Genomic DNA, 26,287 nt, shown 5'->3' with positions numbered 1-26,287 from the left:
GTATCCGCGCCATCCGGTGACATCCCCCCACAGGCACAACGACGCTCAGGGCGCAGGCCCGGCAGCCCGGTGCCATTCCTTGCTCATCCCTATGGAGGATGGTTTGAACCGCAAGATCGCAGCCGTGGCCGCCATTGCCACCGTGCTCGTCGCTTCCGCTTGCTCCTCGTCCGGTTCCAGCAGTGACGCCAAGCAGGCCACGCTCAGCAAGGACGGCAAGGGCAAGACCGTCACCGTCTGGCTGATGGACGACGCGCAGAAGGGCTGGCCGGCGGTTGTCGACGCGGCCAAGAAGCAGTTCGAGGACGAGACCGGCGCCACCCTGAAGATCGAGTGGCAGACCTGGACCAACTACACCACCAAGCTCGACACCGCGCTGCTGTCCGGCAACGCGCCCGACGCCCTGGAGCTCGGCAACACCCAGGCCGCCAAGTACATCGAGGCCGGCTCCTTCGTCGACCTGACCGGCGTCAAGGGCCAGTTCGACAACTCGGACAAGTGGCTGGACTCGCTGGCCGCCTCCGGCCAGAGCGCGGACGGCAGCAAGACCTACGCCGTGCCGTACTACGCCGGCGCCCGCGTGCTGATCTACCGCAAGGACCTGTTCGCCGCGGCCGGCGTCACCAACCCGCCGACCACCCTGGACGAGCTGAAGGCGGGCCTGGCCAAGGTCAAGGCCGCCAACGCGAACGTGCCCGGCTTCTCGGCCCTCTACATCCCCGGCCAGAACTGGTACACCGCCACCGCGTTCGGCGCCGGCACCTTCGGTGTCAAGAACGTCATCGCCAAGAAGGACGGCGACAAGTTCACTGGCACGCTGACCGACCCCAAGTTCGTCGACGGCATCAAGACCTGGAACGACCTGCAGAAGGAGTTCTCGGTCGGCGGCACCACCACCGACGAGGCCACCCAGGACGCCCTGATGGCCAAGGGCAACATCGCCGCGATCATCGGCGCCGGCTGGGAGGTCGGCTCGGTCGTCGACCCGAAGACCGGTGACCCGTCGCTGGCCGACAAGCTCGGCACCATCGCCCTCCCGGGCACCGCCGCCGGCGCCCCGACCCCGGCCTTCCTCGGCGGCTCCGACCTGGCCGTCCCGGCCAAGGCGGCCAACGCGGGCCTCGGCGCGACCTTCCTGCAGATCTACACCAACACCAAGCAGCAGACCGAGCTCGCCAAGTTCGCGATCCCGAACAACAAGACCCTGGTCGCCGCCTACAAGGCCGCCAAGCCGGAGAACAAGGCCGCCGGTGACGCGGCCGAGGGCTCGACCTGGTTCATCCCGAACTCGCCGCTGTGGTCCGGCGCCGACGAGACCGCGCTGAAGAACGCCTTCGGTGCGATCGCCGCCGGCGGCGACCCGGCCGCCGAGCTGAAGAAGGCTCAGGACACGATCGTCAAGGACCTGAACGGCTGAACCGGCTGACCGCAGCGTCCTGGGGAGCCCGCCGGGGCCCCCGGGCCTGCACACACTGAGCGCCGAGGGGGTGGGCAGTTCGCGGCAACCGCGGACTGCCCACCCGTGCGCCAGGACCCACCAGTTCCGCGGGCCCGGGAAGGACCCTGATGAGTGCGACTACCAACGAGGCCGTGACACGGTCCGACACGGCCGGGCCCGCCCCGGCGCCCAGGCCCGCGGCGCGCGGCTTCTTCGCGGCCGGCCGGCACATCCCGTACGCGCTGATCCTGCCGGCGGTCGCCGTGCTGCTGGGGATCATGGCGTACCCGCTGTTCAGACTGTTCGACCTGTCGTTCCAGAACATCAACCGGTACGCCTACATCGTCAACCCGTCGCTCGGGAAGTACATCGGGTTCGACGGCTTCGGCAAGATCCTCGGTGACGGCCAGTTCTGGCAGGTCGTGCTCCGCTCGGTCTACTTCACGGCCGAGCTGGTCATCCTCTCGATGGTGCTGGGCATGCTGTTCGCCCTGCTCCTGAACCGGGTCTCGAACTGGGTCAAGGTCACCGTCATCACCGTGCTGATGTTCGTCTGGGCGATCCCGGCCCTGGTCAGCGGCACCGTCTTCCGCTGGCTGTTCGCCAGCAACGGCGGCGTCGTCGACTACATCGGCTTCCTGCTCACCGGCGACGAGTCGGTCAAGCACTACGACTGGTTCGGCGACCCGACCGTCGGCCTCTACGTGGTCAGCGCCTCGGTGATCATCTGGGGCGCGCTGCCGTTCCTGGTGCTCGGCCTCAACGCCGCGCTCACCCAGGTGCCCAAGGAGCTGATGGAGGCCGCCAAGCTCGACGGCGCCGGCCCGCTGCAGGCCTTCCGGCACGTGGTCATCCCGGTGATCCGGCCGTTCCTGCTGGTCACCACGGCACTCAGCTTCATCTGGGACTTCCAGGTGTTCGCGCAGATCTTCTCGCTGCGCAACACCTCCCCCGAGGACGGCTACTGGACCATCGGGATCTACCTGTACGAGAAGGGCATCGTCGCCTCGAAGTACAGCGACAGCTCGGTGATCTCGATCGCCATGATCGTCCTCATGCTGGCGGTGCTGGTCTTCTACATCCGCCAGATGCTCAAGATCGGAGCCAACGAGCGATGACCACCCTCGACGTACAGCCGGCCCCGCAGGCCGAGCCGGCCGCGGCCACCGCCAAGGTCCGGGCCAAGGTCCGCGCCACCGGTGAGAGCCGGGCGATGACCTGGGTCTGGAACACCCTCGGGATCTGCTTCGCCGCCGTGATGGGCTTCCCGATCTACTGGATGATCATCACCACCTTCAAGACCAACCGGGACCTGATCTCCAAGGACCCGACCTTCTGGCCCAGCTCGTTCTCGTTCGACAGCTACTCGACGATCTTCGACGACAAGGCCTTCCTGCCGGCCCTGCAGAACACCGCCGTGATCACCCTCGGCTCGGTGCTGCTCGGCCTGGTGATCGGCTTCCTGGCCGCCGTCGGCGTGGCCCGCTTCAACTTCCGCGGCCGCAACTTCTTCATCGTCACCATGCTGGTGGTCCAGATGGTGCCGCTGCTGGCCATCCTGATCCCGCTCTACGTGGTGATGAACGAGGCCGGGCTGACCAGCACGCTCATCGGCGTGGTCCTCGCGTACCTGGTCTTCACCGTGCCGTACGTGGTCTGGACGCTGCGCTCGTTCATCGTCAACATCCCGGCCGAGCTGGACGAGGCGGCGATGGTCGACGGCTGCACCAAGTGGGGCGCCTTCTTCCGGATCATCCTGCCGCTCACCCTGCCCGGCCTGATCACCACCGGGGTCTACACCTGGATCCAGGCCTGGAACGAGTTCATCGTCGTCAACACCATGCTCAGCAGCGGCGGCAAGCAGACCTCGATGGCCTGGCTGACCTTCTACGCCACCACCCCCACCCGTGGCGCGGACTACGGCGCGCAGATGGCCGGCGCCCTGCTGGTCTCGGTGCCGGTGATCCTGCTGTTCGTGATCTTCCAGAAGAAGGTGTCGGCGGGCCTCACCGCCGGTGCGGTCAAGGGCTAGCCCTTCCTCACCCCACCGCACCTCCAGCACTTCTCATCCCCCAGGGAAGGAACCATGGCGACTCCTGGTACGGAAAGCGTCGAACTCCTGACGGACGCCGGAGCGGTCCTCCAGCCCGGTTTCGCCGGCCTGACCGCGCCCGACTGGCTGCGCCGCAGACTCGGCGAGGGCGAGCTGGGCGGGGTCGCCCTGTTCGGCCGCAACATCCGTACCCCGCAGCAGGTGGCCCGCCTGACCGGGGAGCTCTACGCGCTCAACCCGGACCTGCTGATCGCCACCGACGAGGAGGGCGGCGACGTCACCCGGCTGGAGGTGACCAGCGGCTCCTCGTACCCGGGCAACCTGGCGCTCGGCCGGGTCGACGACGTCGAGCTGACCGAGCGGGTGGCCCGCTCGATCGGCTTCGACCTCGCCAGCGTCGGGGTCAACCTGGACTACGCGCCGAGCGCGGACGTCAACTCCAACCCGGACAACCCGGTCATCGGGGTGCGCTCGTTCGGCGACGACGGCGAGCTCGCCGCCCGGCACACCGCCGCGTACGTGCGGGGCCTGCAGTCGGCCGGCGTCGCGGCCTGCGCCAAGCACTTCCCGGGCCACGGCGACACGGTCGGCGACTCGCACCTCGGGCTGCCCCGGATCGACCTGGGCCAGGACAAGTTCCAGCAGCACCTGCTGCCGTTCCGGGCCGCCATCGCGGCCGGCGTGAAGAGCATCATGACCGCGCACATCCTCTTCCCCGCCTACGACGAGCAGCTGCCCGCCACCATGTCCGCGGCGATCCTGACCGACCTGCTGCGCGGCGAACTCGGCTACGACGGCCTGATCGTCACCGACGGCATCGAGATGGGCGCCATCTCGGGCACCCACGGCGTGGCCTCCGGCACCGTCCAGGCCATCGCCGCCGGGGCCGACACCATCTGCGTGGGCGGCGGCCTGCACGACGAGGACGCCTTCCTGTACCTGCGCGACGCGCTGGTCTGGGCGGTCCGCGAGGGCCGGCTGCCGGCCGAGCGGCTGCACCGGGCCGCCGAGCGCAACCGGGCCGTGGCCCGCTGGTCGGCGGCGGTCCGCCGGTCCCGGGCGGGCACCCACGGCGAGGTCGGGATCGGCCTGGCCGCGGCCCGCCGGGCGCTGCGGGTGCACGGCGAGCTGCGGCCGCTCCAGGGGGTGCCGCACGTGGTGGAGTTCTCCCCCGGCGCCAACATCGCGGTCGGCGAGGAGACCCCCTGGGGCGTGGCCGGGCCGCTCGCCGAGCTGATCCCCGGCACCACCCGGGCCCGGGTCGGCGCCCCGGCCACCCGGATGGAGGGCTCCGGCCTGCTGCACGTCCCGGTCGCGGCCGAGGGCGCGGAGGTGGACGTCGCGCCGCTGCTCGGCGCCGCCGTCGGGCGCCGGCTGGTGCTGGTGGTCCGCGACGTCCACCGGCACCCGTGGATGCGCCGCGCCGCACTCGCCCTGGTCGAGGCCCGGCCGGACGCGGTGGTGGTCGAGATCGGCACCGCGCACGGCCTCGGCGAGCTGTTCGGGTCCCGCGGGGTGACCGTGCTGGCCACCCACGGCGGGTCCCGGGTGTGCGGGATCGCCGCCGCCGAGGCGCTCGCCGGGCTCGGGGTGCCGACCGCCCAGTGGGGCTGATCCGTTACCGTTCCTGCCGTCCCCCGCGGGTGCCCCGGCGGTTGCCGGGGGTTCCCGCCGGGGACGTCCGGATTTTGGTTGCAGAAGGGAACTCACGCCGACCGGCCCCCGCGTGCGACCATGTGCTGATAGATCGATGGAGGAGCCGGTGACGGCTGCACTGCGAGGAGTGAGAGCGGCCATGAGCGGCGACAGGGACACGGCGGACCTCCCCGGAGGAACCACGGTGCCGGCCCAGTCCGGACCTGCCACCGACACGGCGGCGAGGATCCCCAAGTACTACGGCCTGAAGCGGCACCTGCTGCAGCTGACGGAGGTTCAGCCGGCGGGCACGCCGGTACCGCCGGAGCGGGCCCTGGCGGCCCAGTTCGACACCTCCCGGACCACCGTCCGCCAGGCCCTGCAGGAGCTGGTGGTCGAGGGCCGGCTGGAGCGGATCCAGGGCAAGGGCACCTTCGTCGCCAAGCCCAAGGTCGCCCAGGCGCTGCAGCTGACCTCGTACACCGAGGACATGCGCGCCCAGGGGCTGGAGCCCACCTCCCGGCTGATCGAGCTCGGCTACATCACCGCCGACGACCGGCTCGCCCCGCTGCTGGACATCAAGCCCGGCGGCCGGGTGCTGCGGATCGAGCGGCTGCGGCTGGCCAACGGCGACCCGATGGCGATCGAGGTGGCGCACCTGTCGGCCAAGCGCTTCCCGGCGCTGCGCCGCAACCTCGCCAAGCACAACTCGCTGTACACCGCGCTGCGCGAGGTCTACGGCGTGACGGTGGCCGAGGCCGAGGAGACCATCGAGACCACCCTGGCCAACCCGCGCGAGGCCGGCCTGCTCGGCTCCGACCTGGGCCTGCCGATGCTCCAGCTGTCCCGGCACTCCTTCGACACCGAGGGCCGGCCGGTGGAGTGGGTGCGCTCGATCTACCGCGGCGACCGGTACAAGTTCATCACCCGGCTCAAGCGCCCGGAGTAGTCGGCGATTTGCCCGGATTCGACCGATCCGTCCGTCCGGCACGCGAGAAGTTCTGTCATGAGCAGTGACACAGGTCACTGCGTGCCCTACATTTCGCTCCCGTACTGACTACTGGTCACCACAGGTGCTGCTCGGCGGGCGGACAGTGATGTGCGCTGCGGCGCCGACGAGGTGAGCCCTCTTCAGCCGGAGCCGCTACATGTCGTCAGAAGTCCCCGCACTGCCGCCGGTCTCCCCGGCCCGGGTGCTCGCCGGGCTGTGCCTGGCCGTCCCCGTCGTCTCGATGCTCTGGGTCGCCTCCTACACCAAGGAGGGGCCCGAGCTCGGCGGCGTCCCCTTCTTCTACTGGTACCAGCTGATGTGGGTGCCGCTGTCGGCGGTGTTCACCGTCGGGGCGTACCTGCTGATCAACCGGGACGAGAAGGCCCGCCGGGCCGCCGCCGCGGGCGGTGGTGAGCGGTGAAGGACGTCAACGGCGTCGCGCTCGCCGTCTTCCTGCTGTTCTTCGCGGCGGTCACCGTGATGGGCTTCCTCGCCTCGCGCTGGCGCCGGGCGGACGACGCGCTGCACCTGGACGAGTGGGGCCTGGGCGGCCGCAGCTTCGGCACCTGGATCACCTGGTTCCTGCTCGGCGGCGACCTGTACACCGCGTACACCTTCGTCGCGGTGCCTGCGGTGATCTACGGCGCGGGCGCGGCGGGCTTCTTCGCGGTGCCGTACACGATCATCGCGTACCCGCTGGTGTTCCTGTTCCTGCCGCGGCTGTGGTCGGTCTCCCGGGTGCACGGGTACGTCACCCCGGCCGACTTCGTGCGTGGGCGGTACGGCTCCAAGGGGCTGTCGCTGGCCGTGGCGCTGACCGGGATCCTGGCCACCATGCCGTACATCGCGCTGCAGCTGGTCGGCATCCAGGCGGTGCTGGACGTGCTCGGGGTGGGCGGCAGCGGGAACTGGTTCATGAAGGACCTGCCGCTGTTCCTGGCCTTCGGCGTGCTGGCGGCGTACACCTACTCCTCCGGGCTGCGGGCGCCGGCACTGATCGCCTTCGTCAAGGACACCCTGATCTACGTCGTGATCATCGTGGCGGTGATCTACATCCCGATGCGGCTCGGCGGGTACGGGCACGTCTTCGACGCGGCCGCGCAGAAGTTCTCCGCCAAGAAGCCGGACGGCACCCCGGTGGGCTCGCTGATCACCGGCCCGAAGGCGCAGTGGGGCTACGCGACGCTGGCGCTGGGCTCGGCGATGGCGCTGTTCATGTACCCGCACTCGGTCACCGGCGTGCTGGCCTCCAGGTCCCGCAACACGGTCCGCCGGAACATGGCCCTGATGCCCGCCTACTCGCTGATGCTGGGCCTGCTGGCGCTGCTCGGCTTCATGGCGATCGCGGCCGGGGTCGGCAAGGGCGTGAAGGGCTTCAACGCCCAGCTGTCGGTGCCGCAGCTGTTCGAGGACATGTTCCCGGACTGGTTCACCGGGGTGGCCTTCGCCGCGATCGGGATCGGCGCCCTGGTGCCGGCCGCGATCATGTCGATCGCCGCGGCCAACCTGTTCACCAGGAACGTCTACAAGGAGTTCATCCGGCCGGACGCCACCGCCGCGGACGAGACCAGGGTCGCGAAGATCGCCTCGCTGCTGGTGAAGGTCGGTGCGCTGGCCTTCGTGCTGACCATGGACAAGCAGTTCGCGATCAACCTGCAGCTGCTGGGCGGGCTGTGGATCCTGCAGACCTTCGTCTCGATCGTCGGCGGCCTGTTCACCCGGTGGTTCCACCGCTGGGCGCTGCTGGCCGGCTGGGCGGCGGGCATGGTCTACGGGACCTGGAAGGCGTACGGGGTGTCCTCGCCCGCCACCAAGCACTTCGGCGGCAGTTCGGCCGAGATCCCCGGGATCGGCGAGATCGGCTACATCGGGCTGACCGCGTTCGTGCTGAACCTGGTGGTGGCCGTGGTGCTGACGCTGGTCCTGAGGGCGGCCAAGGCCCCCGAGGGGCTGGACGCCACCTCGCCGGGCGACTACACCGCCGACGCCGGGGAACCCTCCATCGAGAAGGCCCCGCAGCCCGCGGTGGCGCACTGAGGCGGCGCACCGGGACAGGCGGCGCACTGAGGCATTGGGGGCGCACTGAAGTCCGGCACGCGCCCTGCAATGCCGTACGCGCCCTGTGATCGCGCCGTCGCCTCGGTCGACACTGGTCGGCACTTGAGGTGACGGCGCGATCATATCGGGTGATCATCCATGTGGCGGGCCGTTCGTCCCGGGCAGAGACACGGAAACGGGGAGACGCTGCCATGACAGAGCTGGGCACCATCCTGAACGGGCACCGGGGCCGGCACGAGGGCGTCAGACTGCCCTCGCTGCTGATCGCCACCCGGCACGGCGAGTCGACCGCCAATGTGGAGTTCCGGCACGCCGACGCGACCGGCGCGCTGACCGTACCGATCACCAGCCGCGACGCCGACATCCCGCTGTCCATCCGGGGCCAGGCCCAGGCCCGGGCGCTCGGCCGCTGGTGGGCCGAGCTGCCGCCGGACGACCGGCCGCGCAGCGTCTGGTGCTCGCCGTACCTGCGCACCACCGAGACCACCCGGATCGCGCTCGCCCAGGCCGGCGGCCTCGGCGCGGTGCCGGTCACCACCGAGGTGCGGCAGGACGAGCGGCTGCGCGACCGCGAGCTGGGCATCCTGGAGATGCTCACCAAGGCCGCCATCGACAAGGAGCACCCCGCCGAGGCCGCCCGCCGCCGCCGGATGGGCGAGCTGCACTACCGGCCGCCGGGCGGCGAGAGCTGGCTGGACGTGGCACTGCGGATGCGCAGCCTGCTGGCCGACCTGGCCCGGGAGGAGGACGGCCGGCCGGTGCTGGTGGTCGCCCACGACTGCACCGTCCTGATGCTGCGCTACATCCTGGACCGCCTCACCGAGCAGCAGCTGCTCGCCCTGGAGCCGGTCCGCAACTGCTCGGCCAGCCGCTGGCGGGCCGAGCACGGCCGGCTGGTGCCGGCCGGCTGGAACGACACCGGCCACCTGGACCGGGCTCCCGATCAGCCGGCCGGCTGAGCCGCGGGCCGGTCCGACGCGGAGCGTCAGACCGGGCTCTGGGCCCGCTGCTGCGCCGGCGTCCCGCCGAACGCCCGCCGGTAGGCCTGCGGGGTGGTGCCGAGCCGGCGGCCGAAGTGGTGGCGCAGGGTGGCCGCGTTGCCGAAGCCGCAGCGCGCCGCGACCGCGTCCACCGGCTCGCCGGTGGCCTCCAGCAGTCGCTGGGCCAGCAGCACCCGCTGGCCGGTCAGCCAGCGGTGCGGGGTGGTGCCGGTCTCCTGCTGGAAGCGGCGGGCGAAGGTGCGCGGCGACATGTGGGCGCGGGCGGCCAGCTGCTCCACGGTGAGCTCGCGGTCCAGGTGGTGGCGCAGCCACTCCAGCAGGCCGCCCAGTGACTCGCCGTCCTCGGCGGGCAGCGGGCGGGCGACGAACTGCGCCTGGCCGCCCTCGCGGTGCGGGGCGACCACCATCCGGCGGGCGATCCCGCGGGCCACCTCGGGTCCCTGGAGCTTGCGGACCAGGTGCAGGCAGGCGTCGATGCCGGAGGCGGTGCCGGCCGCGGTGATCACCGGGTCCTCGTCGACGTAGAGCACGTCGGGCTCGACGGTGGTGAGCGGGAAGCGTTCGGCGAGCAGGTCGGAGTGGCGCCAGTGGGTGGTGCAGCGGCGGCCGTCGAGCAGGCCGGCCGCGCCGAGCAGGAAGGTTCCGTTGCAGATCGACAGCACCCGGGCGCCGCGCGCCACGGCGGCCCGCAGGGCCTCGATCAGCGGGGCCGGGTACTCGTCCCGGATTCCGGTGGCGGCGGCGATCACCAGGTCGGCCCCGGCGATCCGCTCCACGCCGTGGGGGACGTCCACGCTGAAGCCGGCGTGGGTGCGCAGTGGTCCGGGGCGGGCCGAGGCCAGCGCGAAGTCGTAGACCGGCAGGCCGTCGTCGCTGCGGTCGAGGCCGAAGACCTCGCAGGCGACGCCCAGTTCGAAGGGGTGGATCTCCTCCAGCACCACGGTGACGACGTTGCTCAGCATGGTCCCAGGATGCCGGTGGCAGCTTTTCGAGGCAAGTGGTCTTTTCTGCCACTCGTGGCCGCGCCCGGGTGTCGCGAGAGTGGAGGACATGGACTCTTCGGCATCGATGGGCGTGCTCGCCCTGGCCGCCGCGGTCGGGGGCTTCGGCCTGCTCGGCCTGCTGGTCGGCCGCGACCTGGAACGCACCTCCCGGCACGGCCGGGACAACTGGCACCGCCCCGGCGGCTACCCGGCCGACCCCGGCGGGCCGGACCGGCTGCACGGCGCCGCGGCGGGCGCGGGCGCCGCGACCACCAGCCCGCCCCCGGCCGCGCCGCCGTTCACCACCCGGCTCGCCACCACCCTGGCTGCCGCCGCCGACCGCGGCCCCGGCAGACTGGTGGCATGGACACCGCCCCCGACCTCGTCATCCGCCGGGCCCTCCCCGAGGACCTGGACGCCGCCGGAGCCCTCTCGGTCGAGGTCTACGTCGGCGAGGGCTACAGCCGCCCGGACGGGCCCTATCCCGAGCTCCTGCGGGACACCCGGCGCCGCGCCGAGGAGGCCGAGCTCCTCGTCGCCGTCGACCCGGCCGGCGGAGCCGTGCTCGGCAGTGTGACCTTCGCCCCGGGCGGCAATCCGTGGGCCGACATCGCGGCGCCGCACGAGGGCGAGATCCGGATGCTGGCGGTGGCCCGGGCGGCCCGCGGCCGGGGCGCCGGGAGCGCGCTGGTACGGGCCGCGATGGCCCGCAGCCGGGAGCTGGGGCTGACCGGGATGGCGTTCTCCACCCGTCCGGCGATGACCGCGGCACACCGCGTCTACGAACGGCTGGGGTTCCGGCGGAGCCCCGAGCGGGACTGGGAGCCGGCCCCCGGCATTGATGTGATCGTCTATTCGATCACATTCTGACGGCTCACCCCGTGGCGCAACGCAGTCGAGCGACCACGACACGCGGCACTACATCTGGTGGCGCATCCTGACCCCGCCCACAACATGTATGCTCGCTCTCGCTGTCGACGCAGGGGAACCCGGTGGGAGTCCGGGACTGCCCCGCAACGGTGAGCGGGCTTCGCAACACCCTGACCCGCGAGTCCGAGACCTGCCGACGGCGTGCCACACGGCTTCCCCGCAGATGCCTTGCAGCACCGCAGTACTTGTCCGGGCCTCGCGGGTGGGCCGGGGTGGGACCACGCACGCCTGGTGATTCGGCGTGCCGCTCCGCCCTGCCTGAAACGGTCCGGCCGATCTCGTCCGCCGCCGCCACAGGAGAGAGTGCGCCTTGACCGTCGCCGCCTCAGTCGCCCTGCCGTCCCAGGGTTCCTCCCCCAGCCTCCGGCCGGGTGGTGCCACCACCACCGCCGACGCTGATCCCGGTGCCGCGCTGCTGCGCCTGCTCACCGACCGCAGCGCCGACCTTCCTCAGGTGGACCCCGGCCACGTCGCCGCCGCCGCGCTGCGCGGCCGCCACGCCGGCTCCGACTTCGCGGAGCTGCGTGGACTGGCCGTGGAGGCCGCCGCGTCGATGATCGCCGAGGACCCGCAGTACTCCAAGCTCGCCGCCCGGCTGCTGGCGCTGGAGATCTCGGACGAGGCCGTCGGCCAGGGCGCCGTGTCGTTCGCCGCCTCGATCGCCGTCGGCCACGCCGAGGGCCTGATCGGCGACACCACCGCGGACTTCGTGGCCAAGCACGCGGACGCCTTCGACGCCCTGATCGACGAGCGCGGCGACGACCGCTTCGAGTACTTCGGCCTGCGCACCGTGCAGTCCCGCTACCTGCTGCGCCACCCGATCACCCGCAAGGTGATCGAGACCCCGCAGCACTTCCTGCTCCGGGTGGCGGCGGGCCTCGCCGTGGGCGACGGCGAGCAGGCGGTGCGCGAGGTCGCGGAGCTGTACGCGCTGATGAGCGCGCTCTCCTACCTGCCGTCCTCGCCGACCCTGTTCAACTCCGGCACCAAGCACCCGCAGATGTCCAGCTGCTACCTGCTGGACTCGCCGCTGGACAACCTGGACTCGATCTACTCGCGCTACGCGCAGATCGCCCGGCTGTCCAAGCACGCCGGCGGCATCGGCCTGTCCTACAGCCGGATCCGCTCGCGCGGCAGCCTGATCCGGGGCACCAACGGCAAGTCCAACGGCATCGTGCCGTTCCTGCGCACCCTGGACTCCTCGGTCGCCGCGGTCAACCAGGGCGGCCGGCGCAAGGGCGCCGCCTGTGTCTACCTGGAGACCTGGCACGCCGACATCGAGGAGTTCCTGGAGCTCCGCGACAACACCGGCGAGGAGGCCCGCCGGACCCACAACCTGAACCTGGCGCACTGGATCCCGGACGAGTTCATGCGCCGGGTGAACGCCAACGCCGACTGGTCGCTGTTCTCCCCGGCCGACGTGCCCGAGCTGGTCGACCTGTGGGGCGCCGACTTCGACGAGGCGTACCTGAAGGCCGAGCAGGCCGGCAAGGCCGTGCGCACCATCCCCGCGCAGACCCTGTACGCCCGGATGATGCGCACCCTGGCGCAGACCGGCAACGGCTGGATGACCTTCAAGGACGCCTCCAACCGCGCCGCCAACCAGACCGCGCTGCCCGGCCGCACGGTGCACTCCTCCAACCTGTGCACCGAGATCCTGGAGGTCACCGACGACTCCGAGACCGCGGTCTGCAACCTGGGCTCGGTCAACCTCGGTGCCCACGTGGCCGACGGCGCCACCGTCGCCGACCTCACGGGCGCGATGGACTGGGACCGGCTGGACGCCACCGTGCGCACCGCCGTGACCTTCCTCGACCGGGTCATCGACATCAACTTCTACCCGACCCCCGAGGCCGGGAACTCCAACTCGCGCTGGCGCCCGGTGGGCCTGGGCGTGATGGGCCTGCAGGACGTCTTCTTCAAGCTGCGGATCGACTTCGACTCGGCCGAGGCCAAGCAGCTGTCGACGCTGATCGCCGAGCGCATCATGCTGACCGCCTACGAGCGCTCCAGCGAGCTGGCCGAGGAGTTCGGGCAGCACAGCGCGTACGGCGAGACCCGCGCCGCCCGCGGCCAGCTGCACATCGACCACTTCGACACCGCCCCGCAGTGGACCGAGCGCTGGGACGCGCTGCGCGCGAAGATCGCCACCACCGGCCTGCGCAACTCGCTGCTGCTGGCCATCGCGCCGACCGCCACCATCGCCTCGATCGCCGGCGTGTACGAGTGCATCGAGCCGCAGGTCTCCAACCTGTTCAAGCGCGAGACGCTGTCCGGCGAGTTCCTCCAGGTCAACCCGTACCTGGTGCGTGAGCTCAAGGAGCTCGGCGTCTGGGACCAGCAGACCCGCGACTCGCTGCGCGAGTCCAACGGCTCGGTCCAGGACCTGGGCTGGCTGCCCGCCGAGGTGCGCTCGCTGTACCGCACCGCCTGGGAGCTGCCGCAGCGCGCCCTGATCGACCTGGCCGCCGCCCGGCAGCCGTACATCGACCAGAGCCAGTCGCTGAACCTCTTCATGGCGGCGCCGACCATCGGCAAGCTCTCCTCGATGTACGCCTACGCGTGGAAGGTCGGTCTGAAGACCACCTACTACCTGCGTTCGCGCCCGGCCACCCGGATCGCCCAGGCCGCGTCCGGCGCCGCCCGCACCGCCGCCCCGGTGCCGGTGCCCACCCCGACCCTGACCCCGGAGGAGGCGGCGGCCCTCGCCTGCTCCCTGGAGAACCCCGAGTCCTGCGAGGCCTGCCAGTGAGTTCCGCCGATCGCGAGAAGATGCTGCTCGACCCCGGGTTCGAGCTGACCCTGCGTCCGATGCGCTACCCGTCGTTCTACGACCGGTACCGGGACGCGATCAAGAACACCTGGACCGTGGAGGAGGTGGACCTGCACTCCGACGTCGCCGACCTCGCCAAGCTGAGCGAGGGCGAGCGGCACATGATCGGCCGGCTGGTCGCCTTCTTCGCCACCGGTGACTCGATCGTCGCCAACAACGTGGTGCTGAGCCTCTACAAGCACATCAACTCCCCCGAGGCCCGGCTCTACCTGTCCCGGCAGCTGTTCGAGGAGGCCGTGCACGTCCAGTTCTACCTGACGCTGCTCGACACCTACCTGCCCGATCCCGAGGACCGGGCGGCGGCCTTCGACGCGGTGGAGAACATCCCCTCCATCCACCAGAAGGCGCAGTTCTGCTTCAAGTACATGAACGCCGTCGACCACCTGGACTCGCTGCAGTCCAAGGACGACCGCCGCGCGTTCCTGCTGAACCTGATCTGCTTCGCGGCCTGCGTCGAGGGCCTGTTCTTCTACGGCGCCTTCGCCTACGTGTACTGGTTCCGCAGCCGCGGCCTGCTGCACGGCCTGGCCACCGGCACCAACTGGGTGTTCCGGGACGAGTCCATGCACATGGACTTCGCCTTCTCGGTGGTGGACACGGTCCGCGAGGAGGAGCCCGACCTCTTCGACGACGAGATGGCCAAGCAGGTCACCGAGATGCTGGAGGAGGCCGTCGAGGCCGAGCTCCAGTTCGCCCGCGACCTCTGCGGCGAGGGCCTGCCCGGGATGAACACCGAGTCCATGCGCGAGTACCTGCAGGCCGTCGCCGACCAGCGGCTCGCCCGCCTCGGCATGCCGGTTCGCTACGGCTCCAGCAACCCGTTCGGGTTCATGGAGCTGCAGAACGTGCAGGAGCTGACCAACTTCTTCGAGCGCCGGGTCTCGGCGTACCAGGTCGCGGTCGAGGGCTCGGTCGCCTTCGACGACGACTTCTAGCCAGCACGCGCGAGGGCCGGCCCGGGGTCATCCCCGGGCCGGCCCTTGCGCGTTGCCGGTCCGTCAGGCGTTCGGCACGGTGGCGTAGCGGGCGGTGCCCTCCGCCATCTGCTTCAGGGCGTCCTTGCGATCGCGCTTGGAGAGCCGGTCGATGTACAGGTACCCGTACAGGTGGTCGGTCTCGTGCTGCAGGCAGCGGGCGAAGAAGCCGGTGCCCTCGACCCGGATCGGGTTGCCGTCCTTGTCCTGGCCGGTGACCGCCGCGTAGTCCGGGCGGGCCAGGTCCATGTAGGCGGTGGGCACCGACAGGCAGCCCTCGGGCGAGTCGTCGAGGACCCGGCGGCCGGCCGGGAGCTCCTCCAGCACCGGGTTGATCACGTGGCCGATGTGGCGCACGCCCTCGTCGTCCGGGCAGTCGTAGACGAAGACCTTGAGGTCCACGCCGATCTGGTTGGCCGCCAGGCCGACGCCCTGGGCCGCCTCCATCGAGACGAACATGTCGTCGATCAGCGCGGAGAGTTCGGCGTCGAACGAGGTGACGTCCTGGCACTCGCGGTGCAGGACGGGGTTGCCGACCACGGTGATCGGCCGGGCGGTGCCCTTGGAGAGGTCGGGCACCTCCCCGATCACCTGCTGGGCCGCGGGCTCGTCGTGGTCGTGGCCGTGCTCGTGGTCGTGCTCGTGGTCGTGCTGGTCCGCCATGGTCGCTTCCGCTTTCGTGGATCTACCGGATGTACCGCTCAAGGGTACGGCCCCCCGATCCCGGCCGGTCCTTACTCCGCGAAGCCCGCACGGAGCCTCAGCAGACCTCTTCCAGATCCCGGTAGGCCCGGGTGGCGGGGGAGGCGGCCACCCAGCGCTCCAGCAGGATCCGCACCAGCGCGGTGGGCGCGGCGATCCCGCACTCCCGCTCCGCCAGCCAGGCGGTGCCGGTGCTGCCCTGGCTGAGGTGGCTCAGGTGGCCGGGGTGGAAGGCGTCGCCGTCGTCGTGCGGGTCGTGGTGCACGGTCCGGCCGTCATCGATCGCCATCCGGCTCTCCGAGCAGGCCCGGCACAGCAGCCGCACCGAGGATGTCCAGTCCTCGGCCGCGTACCCCGCGTCCGACACCAGGCGCTCCAGGGCGTCCCGGTCACCCGCGGTGGCGGCCTGCAGCAGCACCACATGGGTCGGCACCGGGGAGGGCGCCCACAGCTCGATCTCGTCGAAGACCGGGTACGCCACCGAATCCGCGACCCGCTCGCCGTTCGGGGCGCCGTCGTGCAGCACCACCTCGCCCCAGCGGCGGCCGGAGGACGGCAGCGGGATGGACAGCACCTCGATCCGGGCCGGGTCCAGCCGGCGGCCCCAGACCACCTCGGACTCGCCGTCCGGGGACAGCCGCACCGGGGTGGTACCCAGGTCCAGCTCGATCGTCGCGGCGGCGGCCGCGGCGGGGGCGCCGGGCAGCTTCAGGCCGTACGCCTGCCAGGCGCGGCGGGCCAGCGGCCAGTCCTGCAGGGCGGTGGCGGTGATGCCGAGGTTCCACCAGTCCGGGGCGCCCTGGCCGCGGTCCAGCAGGGCGACGGCCCGCAGGCCCGCGGTGCGCGACTGCTCCCAGTCACGGCGGAACTTGTGCAGCAGGGCCAGGTTGAACCAGGAGTCGGAGAGCCACGGTTCGAGGTCCGCGGCCATCACCAGCAGGGCCCCGGCGTCCTCGTACCGGCCGTCGCCGATCAGCGTGAAGGCCCGGTCGGTCGTCTGCCGCCAGGTGGCAGACGGCCGGTGCCGTGTGCGGTGGAAGATCCTCACGTTCGTCCCTTGCCGTCCGTCGTCACCGGGTCGCCCCGCCTCGGGTGTTCCCGCCACGACCGCATCCAACCACGGCACCCGTGACACGCGCTCCCCGCGCGGTCGTTCAGTTGGCCGCACGGCCGTCACCCACCGTCGCCGCCGGTCCCCCGCCACCCACTCTGACCAGCGCGTCCAGCACCACCGGGTCGTAGGCGCGGCCGCGTTCCAGCCGGAGCCGTTCCAGCGCCTCCAGCCGTCCCGCCACCTCGGTCAGGCCGGCGCTGCGCGCGGCGGTCAGCAGGTCGTCGTGCGCGTTGGCGACCCGGATGATCCGGGCGGCCACCGGCAGCGAACGGTCCGGGCGGCCGTCGGGCAGCCGCCCCGGATCGGCCAGCATGGCGACCTGCTGCCAGACCTGCCGGGGCACCCCGGTGCGCCGGATCACCTCGCTGCCCAGCCGGGCGATCCGCTGCTGCTCCTCGGCGGGCAGCAGGGCGGTCGCGCCGTCCGCTACCGGCTCGACCAGGGAGAGCTGGCCGATGTCGTGCATCAGCGCCGCGTACTCCAGCAAGGCGAGGTCCCGGGTGCCGAGGCCCAGCTCCCGGCCGAGTGCGCAGGCGGTGTCGGCGACCCGCCGGGCGTGGCCGGGCGTGGTGTAGCCGGCCACCTCGGTGGCCCGGGCCAGCGCGGCGATGGTCTGCCCGGTGGTGGTACGGACGGCCGCCGCCCGGCGGAAGGCGGCCCGCGCCAGCAGCAGCGGGGAGCAGAACAGCGGCAGCGCCCACAGCCCGACCTCGCCCGCCAGCAGGCTCAGCAGCATCCCGGTGGCGACGATCGCCGAACCGATCCCGGCCAGCGACCGCAGCTCGTCCTCCAGCGCGGCGGCGAACCGCACCCCGGTGCGGGAGCGCTGCAGCACGGCCGCCAGCGCGGCGTCGCAGAGCGCGGCGAGCGCGGCCACCGCGATCAGGAACGCCCCGTACCGGGGTCCGGTCAGCGGGAGCCGGTCGATCGCGCCGCTGGTGTACAGCGGCTGGAACAGCACCGCGGCGAAGGCCGCCGTGAGCAGCCGCCGTACGGCGGCGTCGGCCCGCGCCCGGGCCGCCCCGGGCGGACGCCCGGCGAGGCGCCGCAGCAGCGCCCCGGCCAGCGTGCCGAGCCCGGCCACGGTCACCACCTGGAGAGTGCCGTGCGAGGTAGGCAGCCCGCGCAGCGGTCCGAGCAGGGCGTACGCCAGGGCCGCGGCGGTGCCGACCGGGGCCTGCTCGCGGTCGCCCGGCAGGACCACCCGGACGCACTCGCCGGCCGCGATCAGCGCGACGAAGGCCAGCGCGACGGCCGGCTCGGCCAGACCGTGCGCGACGGTGTGCGCCAGCGCCGCCACGAACAGCCCCGCCGCCGCCCCGTACAGCGCCGCGGGCGCCGCCCCGCTCACGAGGAGCCGCCCCGGGTGGGGACCGCGGCGCCCCGGCCGCGGGACCGGCGGGCCGGCTCGGGCACCCCGAGCGGGATGTCCGGCACCTCGCCGTCCCAGCCGCCGGGCGGCGGCGGCTCGACCTGCCAGCCGTGCTGGTCCAGGGCGCTGACCAGCGCGCCGACCATCACCGGGTCGAACTGGCTGCCGGCGCAGCGACCGAGCTCCGCCACCGCCTCGTCGACCGGGCGGCCGCGCCGGTAGGAGCGGGTGGAGGTCATCGAGTCGAAAGCGTCGGCGACCGAGATGATCCGGGCGAACTCGGGGATCCGACTGCCGGCCAGCCCGTCCGGGTAACCGCGGCCGTCGAGGCGCTCGTGGTGGTGCAGGATGCCGTCCCGGGCCTCACCGAGGAAGGCGAGGTCGCGGACCAGTTCGTGGCCGGCCACCGGGTGCACCTCGACCGCGTGCCGTTCGGCCTCGCTGAGCGGGCCGTTGCGGCGCAGCAGTTCGGTGGCGACGGCCAGCTTGCCGACGTCGTGCAGGGTGCCGGCAAAGTGCAGGGTGCGGATCCGGTCCTCGGCCATGCCGAGCTGGCGGGCGATCAGCACCGAGGCCCGGCCGACCCGCTCGCTGTGCCCGCGGGTGTAGGCGTCCTTGATCTCCACCGCCTGCACCAGGGCCTGGACGGTGGCCCGGTGGGCGGCCTGCTCCCGGTGGGTCTGTGCGGACACCCAGGCGGAGATGGACAGCGGCAGCAGGGCCAGCAGCACCGCGAGCGCGCCGTACGGGCCCTGCCAGAGCACGGCGACCATCAGTCCGGCCGCGCCGTGCAGCAGCGCGGCCACCAGGCACGCCCACAGCGCCCGGGGGCCGCCGATCGGTTCGCCGCTGCCGGACAGCCGCCGCACGATGCCCACCAGGACGCCGTTGACCAGGCAGAACACCAGGACGGCGGCGAGTGCGCCGAGCGCCGCGGCGGGGAAGCGGGAGCCGAGCAGCAGGCGCGGGCCGCCGAGCAGGTGGAAGACGACGGCCCCGGCGAAGGCGGCCAGCGCCAGCTGGGCGGCGTTCCACAGCCGGCGCACCGGACCGGGCCGGGCGGCGTTGCCGAACAGCGCGGCCGGCACCGCGACCAGCGCGGCGGCGGCCGGGGGCAGCATCAGCACACCCGCGAACAGGACCGGGAAGAAGCTGCTGCCACCGCGCCGGCCCGGCTGGTCGGGGTGCGGGGCTCGGCCCGCCAGCCGGCGCCAGAGCCGGGAGCACGGGGTGGGCATGCCGTCCGCGAGCGATTCGAGGCACAGGTGCAGCAGCGCCAGGGGCGCGAGCCGCCGCAGGTCCACCGGGCCGCCGAGCCAGTCGGCGGGCGCGGGCGCCACCAGGGGCAGCAGGCACAGCAGGCCGGCCAGCAGCACCCCGGCGACACAGACGGCCACCGGGCCCGGCAGGGGCGCCCCGTCGCGATTCCTGGCGATACCGGCCTCCCCACCGCGTGCTCCGGCCCTGCGTCGTGAGGGCCAGTCAGGAGGATAGGGCGCGACCCGCGGGCTGCGGCGCACGATGGCGGATTGCCGCTGCCGCCACCGCGACAGCTCACCCGAACGAGTGAAACGGCGTGCCGGTGGGCCGGATCCACCGCCGCGCCGCAACGGGACCTTAAGAGAGTCCCAAGCCTGCCCCGGGCTCTTGACCCCCACAGGTGGTCCAGTCCATTTTATGGAGCAGCCCGGTCTCCGGTCAGGTCGGTCCCGGGCCGCAATCCCCCTGCTGCGCACCTCGGTTCAGCGCCATCCGTCCGCGCCCCGCCGCGCACGGGCGATCCCCCACACCCCCACTCGGAGAGGTTCCGCCATGGAACGCACCAAGCTCCGCTCCCCCGCCGCCACGCCCGGACGGCACCGCCGCCGCCGGGGCGCGGTCGCCGCCGCCGCCACCGCCGCGCTCGGCCTGCTGGCCGGCGGCGTGGCCGCGCTGTCCGGCACCGCGGCGTCCGCCGCCCCGGCCGCCGCCGAAGCCCTGGGCAGCAACTGGTACGCCTCGGCGCCGTACCTGATGCCGGAGGACAACAGCCCGCCGGACCCGGCCGCGGTGATGGACGCGACCGGCCAGAAGGCCTTCCAGCTGGCCTTCATCCTGGACGCGGGCGGCTGTCGGCCCGCGTGGGGCGGCACCTCCTCGATCGACACCGACACCGTGATGCCCGCGGTCATCCAGAAGATCCGGGCCAAGGGCGGCGACGTCTCGGTCTCGGTCGGCGGTTACGGCGGCAACAAGCTCGGCCAGGGCTGCGGCACTCCGGAGGCGACCGCGGCCGGGTACCAGAAGGTGATCACCAAGTACCAGCTCAAGGCGATCGACTTCGACCTGGAGGAGCCCGAGTACGAGAACACCGCGGCGATCCACAACGAGATCGGCGCCGCGAAGATCCTCCAGCGCGACAACCCCGGCCTGTACGTCTCCATCACCACGGCCGGCACCAACGCGGGCACCGGCTGGTTCGGGACCCAGATGCTGCTGGAGGCCAAGGGCCAGGGCTTCAGCCCGGACAACTACTCGATCATGCCGTTCGACGGCGGTTTCAACGGCGCCGCCGCGCAGACCGACGCGCTGGTGAAGTTCAACCAGATCCTGCAGACCACCTTCGGTTGGAGTGAGGCCACCGCCTACGCCCACGAGGGCGTCTCGCTGATGAACGGCCGCACCGACGCCGCCGAGTACTTCCGGCAGGCCGACTTCCAGACCGTGCTGGACTTCGCCACCGCGCACAGGCTGGCCCGCTACACCTACTGGTCCGTCAACCGGGACCGCCAGTGCGCGGGTTCGGTCGATCCGGGCCTGTCCGGCTCCTGCTCCAGCGTGGCGCAGAACGACTGGGACTTCACCAAGTTCACCGTGAAGTTCGCCGGGGCGACGCCGCCCACCACCCCGCCGACCAGTCCGCCGCCGAGCAGCCCGAGCCCCAGCACCAGCCCCACCTCGGGCTCCTGCACGCTGCCGGCCTGGAGCGCCACCACCACCTACACCAACGGCAACCAGGTCTCCTACCAGGGCCACAAGTACCACGCGAAGTGGTGGACCCTGAACGAGGTCCCGACGGCCAGCGGCCAGTGGGGCGTCTGGGCCGACGACGGTCCCTGCTGACGACGGCGCGGGCCGGCTCCGGGACCGCCCGGGGCCGGCCCGCGCGCGTGCGGGTGCCGGGACGCTACTCGGCGGTGGCCGCCGCCGGGGCGCCGTGCCCGGCCGGCGGACCGTCGGCCGAGGCCGCGGCGGCCTGCGCGGAGCGCTGGCCGGCCCGGATCGAGTCGATCCGCGCCAGCACCTTGGTGCGCAGGTCCGCGGGCGTGTCGTCGCAGCCGCAGGACCGCTTGATCAGCGCCTTGATGGCCTGTTCGAGACCGTACTTCTCCAGGCAGGGGGAGCACTCCTCGAAGTGCACCCGCAGCTTGGCGCAGTCGCCCTCGGCCATCTCGTTGTCGAGGAATTCGTAGAGGTGGTCGAGCACCTCGCCACACTCGGTGTCGTGCGGATCGCCGCAGCTCATGAGCCCGCGCCCTTCGCTTCCTGCCCTGCTCCACTGCCCGCCGGGACCAGCCCGCGGTCACGGGCGTAATCCTCCAGCATGCCGCGCAGCTGACGACGGCCCCGGTGCAGTCGGGACATCACCGTACCGATGGGTGTACCCATGATGTCCGCGATCTCCTTGTACGCAAAGCCCTCTACGTCCGCGAGATACACCGCGATGCGGAATTCCTCCGGGATCGCCTGCAGGGCGTCCTTCACGTCGCTGTCCGGCAGGTGGTCGAGTGCCTGCGCCTCGGCCGAGCGCAGCCCGGTCGACATGTGCGACTCGGCGCGGGCCAGCTGCCAGTCCTCGATCTCCTCGGCCGCGGTGCGCTGGGGCTCGCGCTGCTTCTTGCGGTACGAGTTGATGAAGGTGTTGGTGAGGATGCGGTACAGCCACGCCTTGAGGTTGGTGCCCTCACGGAACTGGTGGAAGGACGCGTACGCCTTGGCGAACGCCTCCTGCAGCAGGTCCTCCGCGTCGGCCGGGTTGCGCGTCATCCGGAGCGCCGCCGAGTACATCGGGTCGAGGTACATCAGCGCGTCGCGCTCGAAGCGCTCGCGCCGGGCCTCCTCGCTCTCGTCCGCGGACACCCGGAAGGTGTCCTCGCCGATCGCCTCGGCCAGCTCCTCGCCGGTCAGCGCCCCGCCCGCGGGCAGCCCCTCGTCCGGGGTGCCCACGTCCGGCACGGACTCGTCATCGGTCGCGACGACCGGACCCACCTCCTCGACAGCACCGGCCCGGCCCACCACGGGCCGACCCGAGATGGAGGATATCGGGCTCACGGGCTTCTCGCCCGCGACCAGCCACTCCGACCAGTCGGGTACGAGGGCGTTGGCCGCCGCTCGCTCCTCCGGCCGCTCGGGGCACGCGATCGAACCCATGTGCTGCGCCGCCTTTCACCCGGGACTCTGCTGACGGTGGGGTCAACCATCGGACACCGTTTCGCATTCCCGGGCGCGGCGGCGGCCCGGCCGGGCGGCTCAGACCAGGCGGGCCAGCCAGTCCGCGACCGCGCCGGTGATCAGGTCCAGCACCTCCTGCGGACCGAGCGCGGCACGCTTGGGGACCTTGAACCCGTGGCCCGCCTCGGGCACCTCCACCAGCCGGTGGGTGGCGGGCAGCCGCGGGAACTCCCCGGGCCCGCCGAAGGTGTCCGCGCCGCCCTGCACCACCAGGGTGGGCAGACCGGTGCCGAGCAGTTCGGCGGCCCGGCTGCGCTCGGGGCGGCCCGGCGGGTGCAGCGGGAAGGACAGCGCCAGCACGCCGGCCGCCCCGGACGCCAGACCGGTCCGGCAGGCCACCCGGGCGCCCGCGCTGCGGCCGCCGACCACCAGCGGCACCTCGGCCGCGGACAGCGCCGGGACCACCGGCAGCCAGCCGCCGTCCAGGGTCTTCGGCGGCGGCGCGACCTTCTTCCCGGCCACCCGCCAGGGCTGCTCGACCAGCGCGACGGCAAAGCCGAGCGGCGGCAGCACCCGCGCCAGCGCCTGCAGGTCGGCGGCCTCCACGCCGCCGCCGGCGCCGTGGCCGAGCGCCAGCGTGGCCCGCGGCCGGCCGGCCGGCTCGAACAGGGTGATCCGGGCGTCGCCGGCGGGGGTGGGGACCAGACTCTGCACGCGTGGCTCCGGGGGTCAGAAGAGGGTGGTGCGGTCCTCGTCGGTCAGCTCGCGGACCAGCTCGGGACCGTTGTTGCGGATGCTGCCGACGGCGGCGCCCACCGGGTGCACCCGCAGCGCGCCGGGGGCGGGCGGCGCCAGCAGCGACCGCAGGTCGTCCGGGTCGGTGCGGTCCGGGTCGAGCCAGGCGTCGAAGCCGCCCGGGTCGAGGAAGAGCGGCATCCTCTCGTGGATCGGCGCCAGCAGCGGCTCGGCCTCGGTGGTGACGACCGTGCAGGTGACCCGCCAGGCGTCCGGGTGGTCGGCGGGCAGCGTGCGGTCGCGCCAGAACTCGTACAGGCCGGCCAGCGCCAGCACCCCGCCGTCCGCGCGGGAGACGAAGTACGGCTGCTTGCCGGCCCGGCCCTTGGCGCCGGGTATCTGCTGCCACTCGTAGTAGCCGTCGATCGGGAGCAGGCAGCGGCGGGAGGCGAAGGCCTGCCGGTAGGCCGGCTTCTCGTGCACGGTGTCGGCCCGGGCGTTGATCATCTTGACCGCGGTCTCCGCCGACCTCGACCACGCGGGCACCAGGCCCCAGCGCAGCACCCGCAGCTGCCGCACCGGCGCCGGGCCGCCCCTGGGGGTGCGGTCCAGCACCACGTAGGCCCGGTCGGTGGGGGCCACGTTCCAGCTCGGCGCGAGCGTCTCCGCGGGATCCCACTGCTCCACCCCGAAGAGCTCGACCAGGTCCTCGGGCTTGGTGGAGGAGGCGAAGCGACCGCACATGGAGATCAGCTTGCCATGCCCGCCGCCGCCGCACGGCGGGGTTGCGCGGAACGGACCCGCCGACCGGGACGGCCGCGGGGAGAACCGCGCGCTACCGCTGCACCGTCCCCGCATGGGAGGCTGCCGCTCCGGCAGAGGACCGAGCGAGGTGGACGGTACGGATGGACATCGCTGACGTGTGGCACCGGCTGGTGGACCCGCAGCCCATGCCGCCTGGCTGGCTGGTGCTGGCCACCGCCGCCGCCGCGCTGCTCGCGGTGGTGCTGCACCCGGCCTGGCGGCTGAGCCGCAACGTGGTGACCATCGCGCACGAGGGCGGACACGGCCTGGTCGCCCTGCTCACCCGGCGGCGGCTGTCGGGCATCCGGCTGCACTCCGACACCTCGGGCCTGACCCTGTCCTCCGGTCCGCCGACCGGTCCCGGCATGGTGCTGACCGCGGCGGCCGGCTACACGGCGCCGTCGCTGCTGGGGCTCGGCGGCGCCGCCCTGCTGGCCGCCGGCCGGGTCACCGCGCTGCTGTGGATCTCCATCCTGCTGCTGGCCGGCATGCTGATCATGATCCGGAACGCCTTCGGCGTGCTCTCGGTGGTGGTCACCGGCGCCGCGTTCGTGCTGGTCTCCTGGTACGGCGGCGACGAGCTGCAGGCGGGCTTCGCCTACCTGGGCGTCTGGTTCCTGCTGCTGGCCGGGGTACGGCCGGTGGTCGAGCTGCAGCGCAAGCGGCGGCACGGCGGGGCGCCCGACTCGGACGCCGACCAGCTCGGCCGGCTGACCGGGGTCAGCCCGCTGCTGTGGGTCACGCTGTTCCTGGTGGTCTCGCTGGTGTGCCTGCTGATCGGCGGCGGCCGGCTGCTGGACTGGCCCACCCACTGAGCTGCGGCCGGCCGGGGCGGGGCGCGACGTCCGCACGCCCCCGGCACGCGCCCGGGCGCCGCACCGGCCGGTACACCCACCACCCCTAGACTTGGCGCATGACCGACACCCTGTGGCCTGCACCCGTCGCCACCGCCGCCGTCGACGCGACCGTGACCATCCCCGGCTCGAAGTCCGCGACCAACCGCGCGCTGGTGCTGGCGGCGCTCGCCGACGGCCCGGGCTGGGTCCGCCGGCCGCTGCGCAGCCGCGACTCGCAGCTGATGGCGGACGGTCTGCGGGCGCTCGGCGTCGGCATCGAGGAGACGGTCAACGCGGCCAGCGGCGGCACCGGCGGCGGCGAGGCCTGGCGGGTCATCCCGGCCGGCCGGCTGCGCGGCCCGGCCCAGGTCGACGTCGGCAACGCCGGCACCGTGATGCGCTTCCTGCCCCCGCTCGCGGTGCTCGCCGACGGCGCGGTCCACTTCGACGGCGACCCGCGCTGCTACGAGCGCCCCCAGCACGGCGTGATCGACGCGCTGCGCGCCCTCGGGGCGCGGATCGACGACGGCGGGCGCGGCGGCTTCCCGCTCACCGTGCACGGCACCGGTTCGCTGGACGGCGGCCCGGTCGAGCTGGACGCGTCCTCCTCCTCCCAGTTCGTCAGCGCCCTGCTGCTGTCCGGCGCCCGCTACAACAACGGTGTGGAGATCCGGAACACCGGCTCCACCGTGCCCTCGCTGCCGCACATCCGGATGACCGTCGACATGGTCCGCAAGGCCGGCGGCCAGGTCGACGCCCCCGAGGACGGCGGCGAGAAGGACGTCTGGCGGGTCACCCCGGGCGCGCTGATCGGCCGCGACCTGGTGGTCGAGCCGGACCTCTCCAACGCGGCGCCGTTCTTCGCCGCCGCGCTGGTCACCGGCGGCCGGGTGACCGTCCGGGACTGGCCGAAGCACACCTACCAGCCGGGCGACCAGCTGCGCGAGCTGTACACCCGGATGGGCGGCGAGTGCCGCTTCACCGACGAGGGCCTGGAGTTCACCGGCACCGGCCGGATCCACGGCATCGAGGCCGACCTGCACGACGTCGGCGAGCTCACCCCGGTGATCGCCGCGGTGGCGGCGCTCGCCGACTCGGAGTCCCACCTGTACGGCATCGCCCACCTGCGGCTGCACGAGACCGACCGGCTGGCCGCGCTGGCCAAGGAGATCAACGACCTCGGCGGCGACGTCACCGAGACCGAGGACGGCCTGCGGATCCGCCCGCGGACCCTGCACGGGGGCGTCTTCCACACCTACGAGGACCACCGCCTCGCCACCGCCGCCGCCGTGCTCGGCCTCGCGGTCAAGGGCGTCGAGGTGGAGAACGTGGCGACCACCGCCAAGACCCTTCCGGACTTCCCGCAGATGTGGGCCGACCTGCTGGGCCAGAGCTGA

23 protein-coding genes and 1 riboswitch are annotated in these 26,287 nt (G+C 72.6%); of the genes, 14 read left to right on the top strand and 9 right to left on the bottom strand.

Going from position 1 to position 26,287, the window contains the following annotated elements; all coding sequences use genetic code 11:
- Nucleotides 1-103 precede the first annotated feature (103 nt).
- The 8 genes from AB0D08_RS13455 to AB0D08_RS13420 all read left to right on the top strand — a co-directional run bounded on the left by AB0D08_RS13455 (nucleotide 104) and on the right by AB0D08_RS13420 (nucleotide 9,134).
- Nucleotides 104-1,417 (top strand): extracellular solute-binding protein, encoded by a 1,314-nt coding sequence (locus AB0D08_RS13455; RefSeq protein ID WP_033818919.1) that lies wholly within the window; start codon nucleotides 104-106, stop codon nucleotides 1,415-1,417.
- Nucleotides 1,418-1,590: 173 nt separating this feature from the next.
- A complete protein-coding gene (locus tag AB0D08_RS13450) occupies nucleotides 1,591-2,556 on the top strand; it encodes a sugar ABC transporter permease (RefSeq protein ID WP_359888470.1) in 966 nt (321 codons plus the stop codon).
- Nucleotides 2,553-3,470 carry a carbohydrate ABC transporter permease gene (locus tag AB0D08_RS13445; protein ID WP_033818921.1) on the top strand — a complete coding sequence of 306 codons (918 nt, stop codon included), beginning with the start codon at nucleotides 2,553-2,555 and terminating at the stop codon, nucleotides 3,468-3,470. The genes AB0D08_RS13450 and AB0D08_RS13445 overlap by 4 nt, the downstream gene beginning before the upstream one ends.
- A gap of 54 nt (nucleotides 3,471-3,524) precedes the next feature.
- Nucleotides 3,525-5,105 (top strand): glycoside hydrolase family 3 protein, encoded by a 1,581-nt coding sequence (locus AB0D08_RS13440; protein WP_033818922.1) that lies wholly within the window; start codon nucleotides 3,525-3,527, stop codon nucleotides 5,103-5,105.
- A 181-nt stretch (nucleotides 5,106-5,286) separates the two neighbouring features.
- A complete protein-coding gene (locus AB0D08_RS13435; protein WP_033818923.1) occupies nucleotides 5,287-6,075 on the top strand; it encodes a GntR family transcriptional regulator in 789 nt (262 codons plus the stop codon).
- 199 nt (nucleotides 6,076-6,274) lie between these two features.
- Nucleotides 6,275-6,538 carry a DUF3311 domain-containing protein gene (locus tag AB0D08_RS13430; protein ID WP_033818924.1) on the top strand — a complete coding sequence of 88 codons (264 nt, stop codon included), beginning with the start codon at nucleotides 6,275-6,277 and terminating at the stop codon, nucleotides 6,536-6,538.
- Nucleotides 6,535-8,154 (top strand): monocarboxylate uptake permease MctP, encoded by a 1,620-nt coding sequence (gene mctP / locus AB0D08_RS13425; RefSeq protein WP_359888466.1) that lies wholly within the window; start codon nucleotides 6,535-6,537, stop codon nucleotides 8,152-8,154. The genes AB0D08_RS13430 and mctP overlap by 4 nt, the downstream gene beginning before the upstream one ends.
- Before the next feature lie 212 nt (nucleotides 8,155-8,366).
- Nucleotides 8,367-9,134, top strand: a complete 768-nt coding sequence (locus tag AB0D08_RS13420) for a histidine phosphatase family protein (RefSeq protein ID WP_051811958.1) — start codon at nucleotides 8,367-8,369, stop codon at nucleotides 9,132-9,134.
- Nucleotides 9,135-9,160: 26 nt separating this feature from the next.
- On the opposite strand, the gene AB0D08_RS13415 is transcribed toward AB0D08_RS13420, so the two are convergent.
- Nucleotides 9,161-10,138 carry a helix-turn-helix domain-containing protein gene (locus AB0D08_RS13415; protein ID WP_051811959.1) on the bottom strand — a complete coding sequence of 326 codons (978 nt, stop codon included), beginning with the start codon at nucleotides 10,136-10,138 and terminating at the stop codon, nucleotides 9,161-9,163.
- A 384-nt stretch (nucleotides 10,139-10,522) separates the two neighbouring features.
- Here AB0D08_RS13415 and AB0D08_RS13410 point away from each other — a divergent pair, with 384 nt between their 5' ends.
- The 3 genes from AB0D08_RS13410 (at nucleotide 10,523) to AB0D08_RS13400 (ending at nucleotide 14,857) form a co-directional block, all read left to right on the top strand.
- Complete coding sequence (locus tag AB0D08_RS13410; RefSeq protein WP_033818926.1) at nucleotides 10,523-11,029, top strand: GNAT family N-acetyltransferase; 507 nt, start codon at nucleotides 10,523-10,525, stop codon at nucleotides 11,027-11,029.
- A 76-nt stretch (nucleotides 11,030-11,105) separates the two neighbouring features.
- A riboswitch (cobalamin riboswitch) is annotated at nucleotides 11,106-11,242 on the top strand.
- Between the two features lie 259 nt (nucleotides 11,243-11,501).
- Nucleotides 11,502-13,841 carry a ribonucleoside-diphosphate reductase subunit alpha gene (locus tag AB0D08_RS13405; RefSeq protein ID WP_359888485.1) on the top strand — a complete coding sequence of 780 codons (2,340 nt, stop codon included), beginning with the start codon at nucleotides 11,502-11,504 and terminating at the stop codon, nucleotides 13,839-13,841.
- Nucleotides 13,842-13,861: 20 nt separating this feature from the next.
- Nucleotides 13,862-14,857, top strand: a complete 996-nt coding sequence (locus AB0D08_RS13400) for a ribonucleotide-diphosphate reductase subunit beta (protein ID WP_051811962.1) — start codon at nucleotides 13,862-13,864, stop codon at nucleotides 14,855-14,857.
- A 63-nt stretch (nucleotides 14,858-14,920) separates the two neighbouring features.
- Here the strand turns inward: AB0D08_RS13400 and def are convergent, their stop codons facing one another.
- The 4 genes from def to AB0D08_RS13380 form a co-directional block, all read right to left on the bottom strand.
- Nucleotides 14,921-15,559, bottom strand: coding sequence for a peptide deformylase (gene def / locus AB0D08_RS13395; protein ID WP_359888463.1), 639 nt, complete (start codon nucleotides 15,557-15,559; stop codon nucleotides 14,921-14,923).
- 97 nt (nucleotides 15,560-15,656) lie between these two features.
- Nucleotides 15,657-16,646: a tetratricopeptide repeat domain-containing protein gene (locus AB0D08_RS13390; RefSeq protein WP_033818929.1), complete on the bottom strand. Its 990-nt coding sequence runs from the start codon at nucleotides 16,644-16,646 to the stop codon at nucleotides 15,657-15,659.
- Nucleotides 16,647-16,752: 106 nt separating this feature from the next.
- Nucleotides 16,753-18,063, bottom strand: coding sequence for an HD domain-containing phosphohydrolase (locus AB0D08_RS13385; RefSeq protein WP_033818930.1), 1,311 nt, complete (start codon nucleotides 18,061-18,063; stop codon nucleotides 16,753-16,755).
- Nucleotides 18,060-19,481 carry an HD-GYP domain-containing protein gene (locus tag AB0D08_RS13380; protein WP_033818931.1) on the bottom strand — a complete coding sequence of 474 codons (1,422 nt, stop codon included), beginning with the start codon at nucleotides 19,479-19,481 and terminating at the stop codon, nucleotides 18,060-18,062. Before AB0D08_RS13380 ends, AB0D08_RS13385 begins: the two co-directional genes overlap by 4 nt.
- Nucleotides 19,482-19,896: 415 nt before the next feature.
- Between AB0D08_RS13380 and AB0D08_RS13375 the strand changes: the two genes are divergently transcribed.
- Nucleotides 19,897-21,186 carry a carbohydrate-binding protein gene (locus tag AB0D08_RS13375; RefSeq protein WP_359888460.1) on the top strand — a complete coding sequence of 430 codons (1,290 nt, stop codon included), beginning with the start codon at nucleotides 19,897-19,899 and terminating at the stop codon, nucleotides 21,184-21,186.
- Nucleotides 21,187-21,250: 64 nt separating this feature from the next.
- Here the strand turns inward: AB0D08_RS13375 and rsrA are convergent, their stop codons facing one another.
- From rsrA to AB0D08_RS13355, 4 genes are all read right to left on the bottom strand, one after another.
- Nucleotides 21,251-21,589, bottom strand: coding sequence for a mycothiol system anti-sigma-R factor (rsrA, locus tag AB0D08_RS13370; protein ID WP_033825363.1), 339 nt, complete (start codon nucleotides 21,587-21,589; stop codon nucleotides 21,251-21,253).
- On the bottom strand, nucleotides 21,586-22,224 hold the full coding sequence (locus AB0D08_RS13365; RefSeq protein ID WP_051814216.1) for a sigma-70 family RNA polymerase sigma factor: 639 nt from the start codon (nucleotides 22,222-22,224) through the stop codon (nucleotides 21,586-21,588). Before AB0D08_RS13365 ends, rsrA begins: the two co-directional genes overlap by 4 nt.
- A 369-nt stretch (nucleotides 22,225-22,593) precedes the next feature.
- Complete coding sequence (locus AB0D08_RS13360; RefSeq protein WP_359888457.1) at nucleotides 22,594-23,229, bottom strand: alpha/beta family hydrolase; 636 nt, start codon at nucleotides 23,227-23,229, stop codon at nucleotides 22,594-22,596.
- Nucleotides 23,230-23,244: 15 nt separating this feature from the next.
- Nucleotides 23,245-23,994 (bottom strand): SOS response-associated peptidase, encoded by a 750-nt coding sequence (locus tag AB0D08_RS13355; protein WP_033825361.1) that lies wholly within the window; start codon nucleotides 23,992-23,994, stop codon nucleotides 23,245-23,247.
- Between the two features lie 161 nt (nucleotides 23,995-24,155).
- Here AB0D08_RS13355 and AB0D08_RS13350 point away from each other — a divergent pair, with 161 nt between their 5' ends.
- Both AB0D08_RS13350 and aroA read left to right on the top strand, forming a co-directional pair.
- The gene (locus AB0D08_RS13350) at nucleotides 24,156-24,869 is read left to right on the top strand and encodes a M50 family metallopeptidase (RefSeq protein WP_033825360.1); all 714 of its coding nucleotides are present in this window, start codon (nucleotides 24,156-24,158) and stop codon (nucleotides 24,867-24,869) included.
- 98 nt (nucleotides 24,870-24,967) lie between these two features.
- Nucleotides 24,968-26,287: a 3-phosphoshikimate 1-carboxyvinyltransferase gene (gene aroA / locus AB0D08_RS13345; protein WP_033825359.1), complete on the top strand. Its 1,320-nt coding sequence runs from the start codon at nucleotides 24,968-24,970 to the stop codon at nucleotides 26,285-26,287.

This window comes from Kitasatospora sp. NPDC048540 (assembly GCF_040651175.1).
Lineage (GTDB): Bacteria > Actinomycetota > Actinomycetes > Streptomycetales > Streptomycetaceae > Kitasatospora.
The sequence above is the reverse complement of the archived record's forward strand: the minus strand, read 5'-3'. Positions and strand labels throughout refer to the sequence as shown.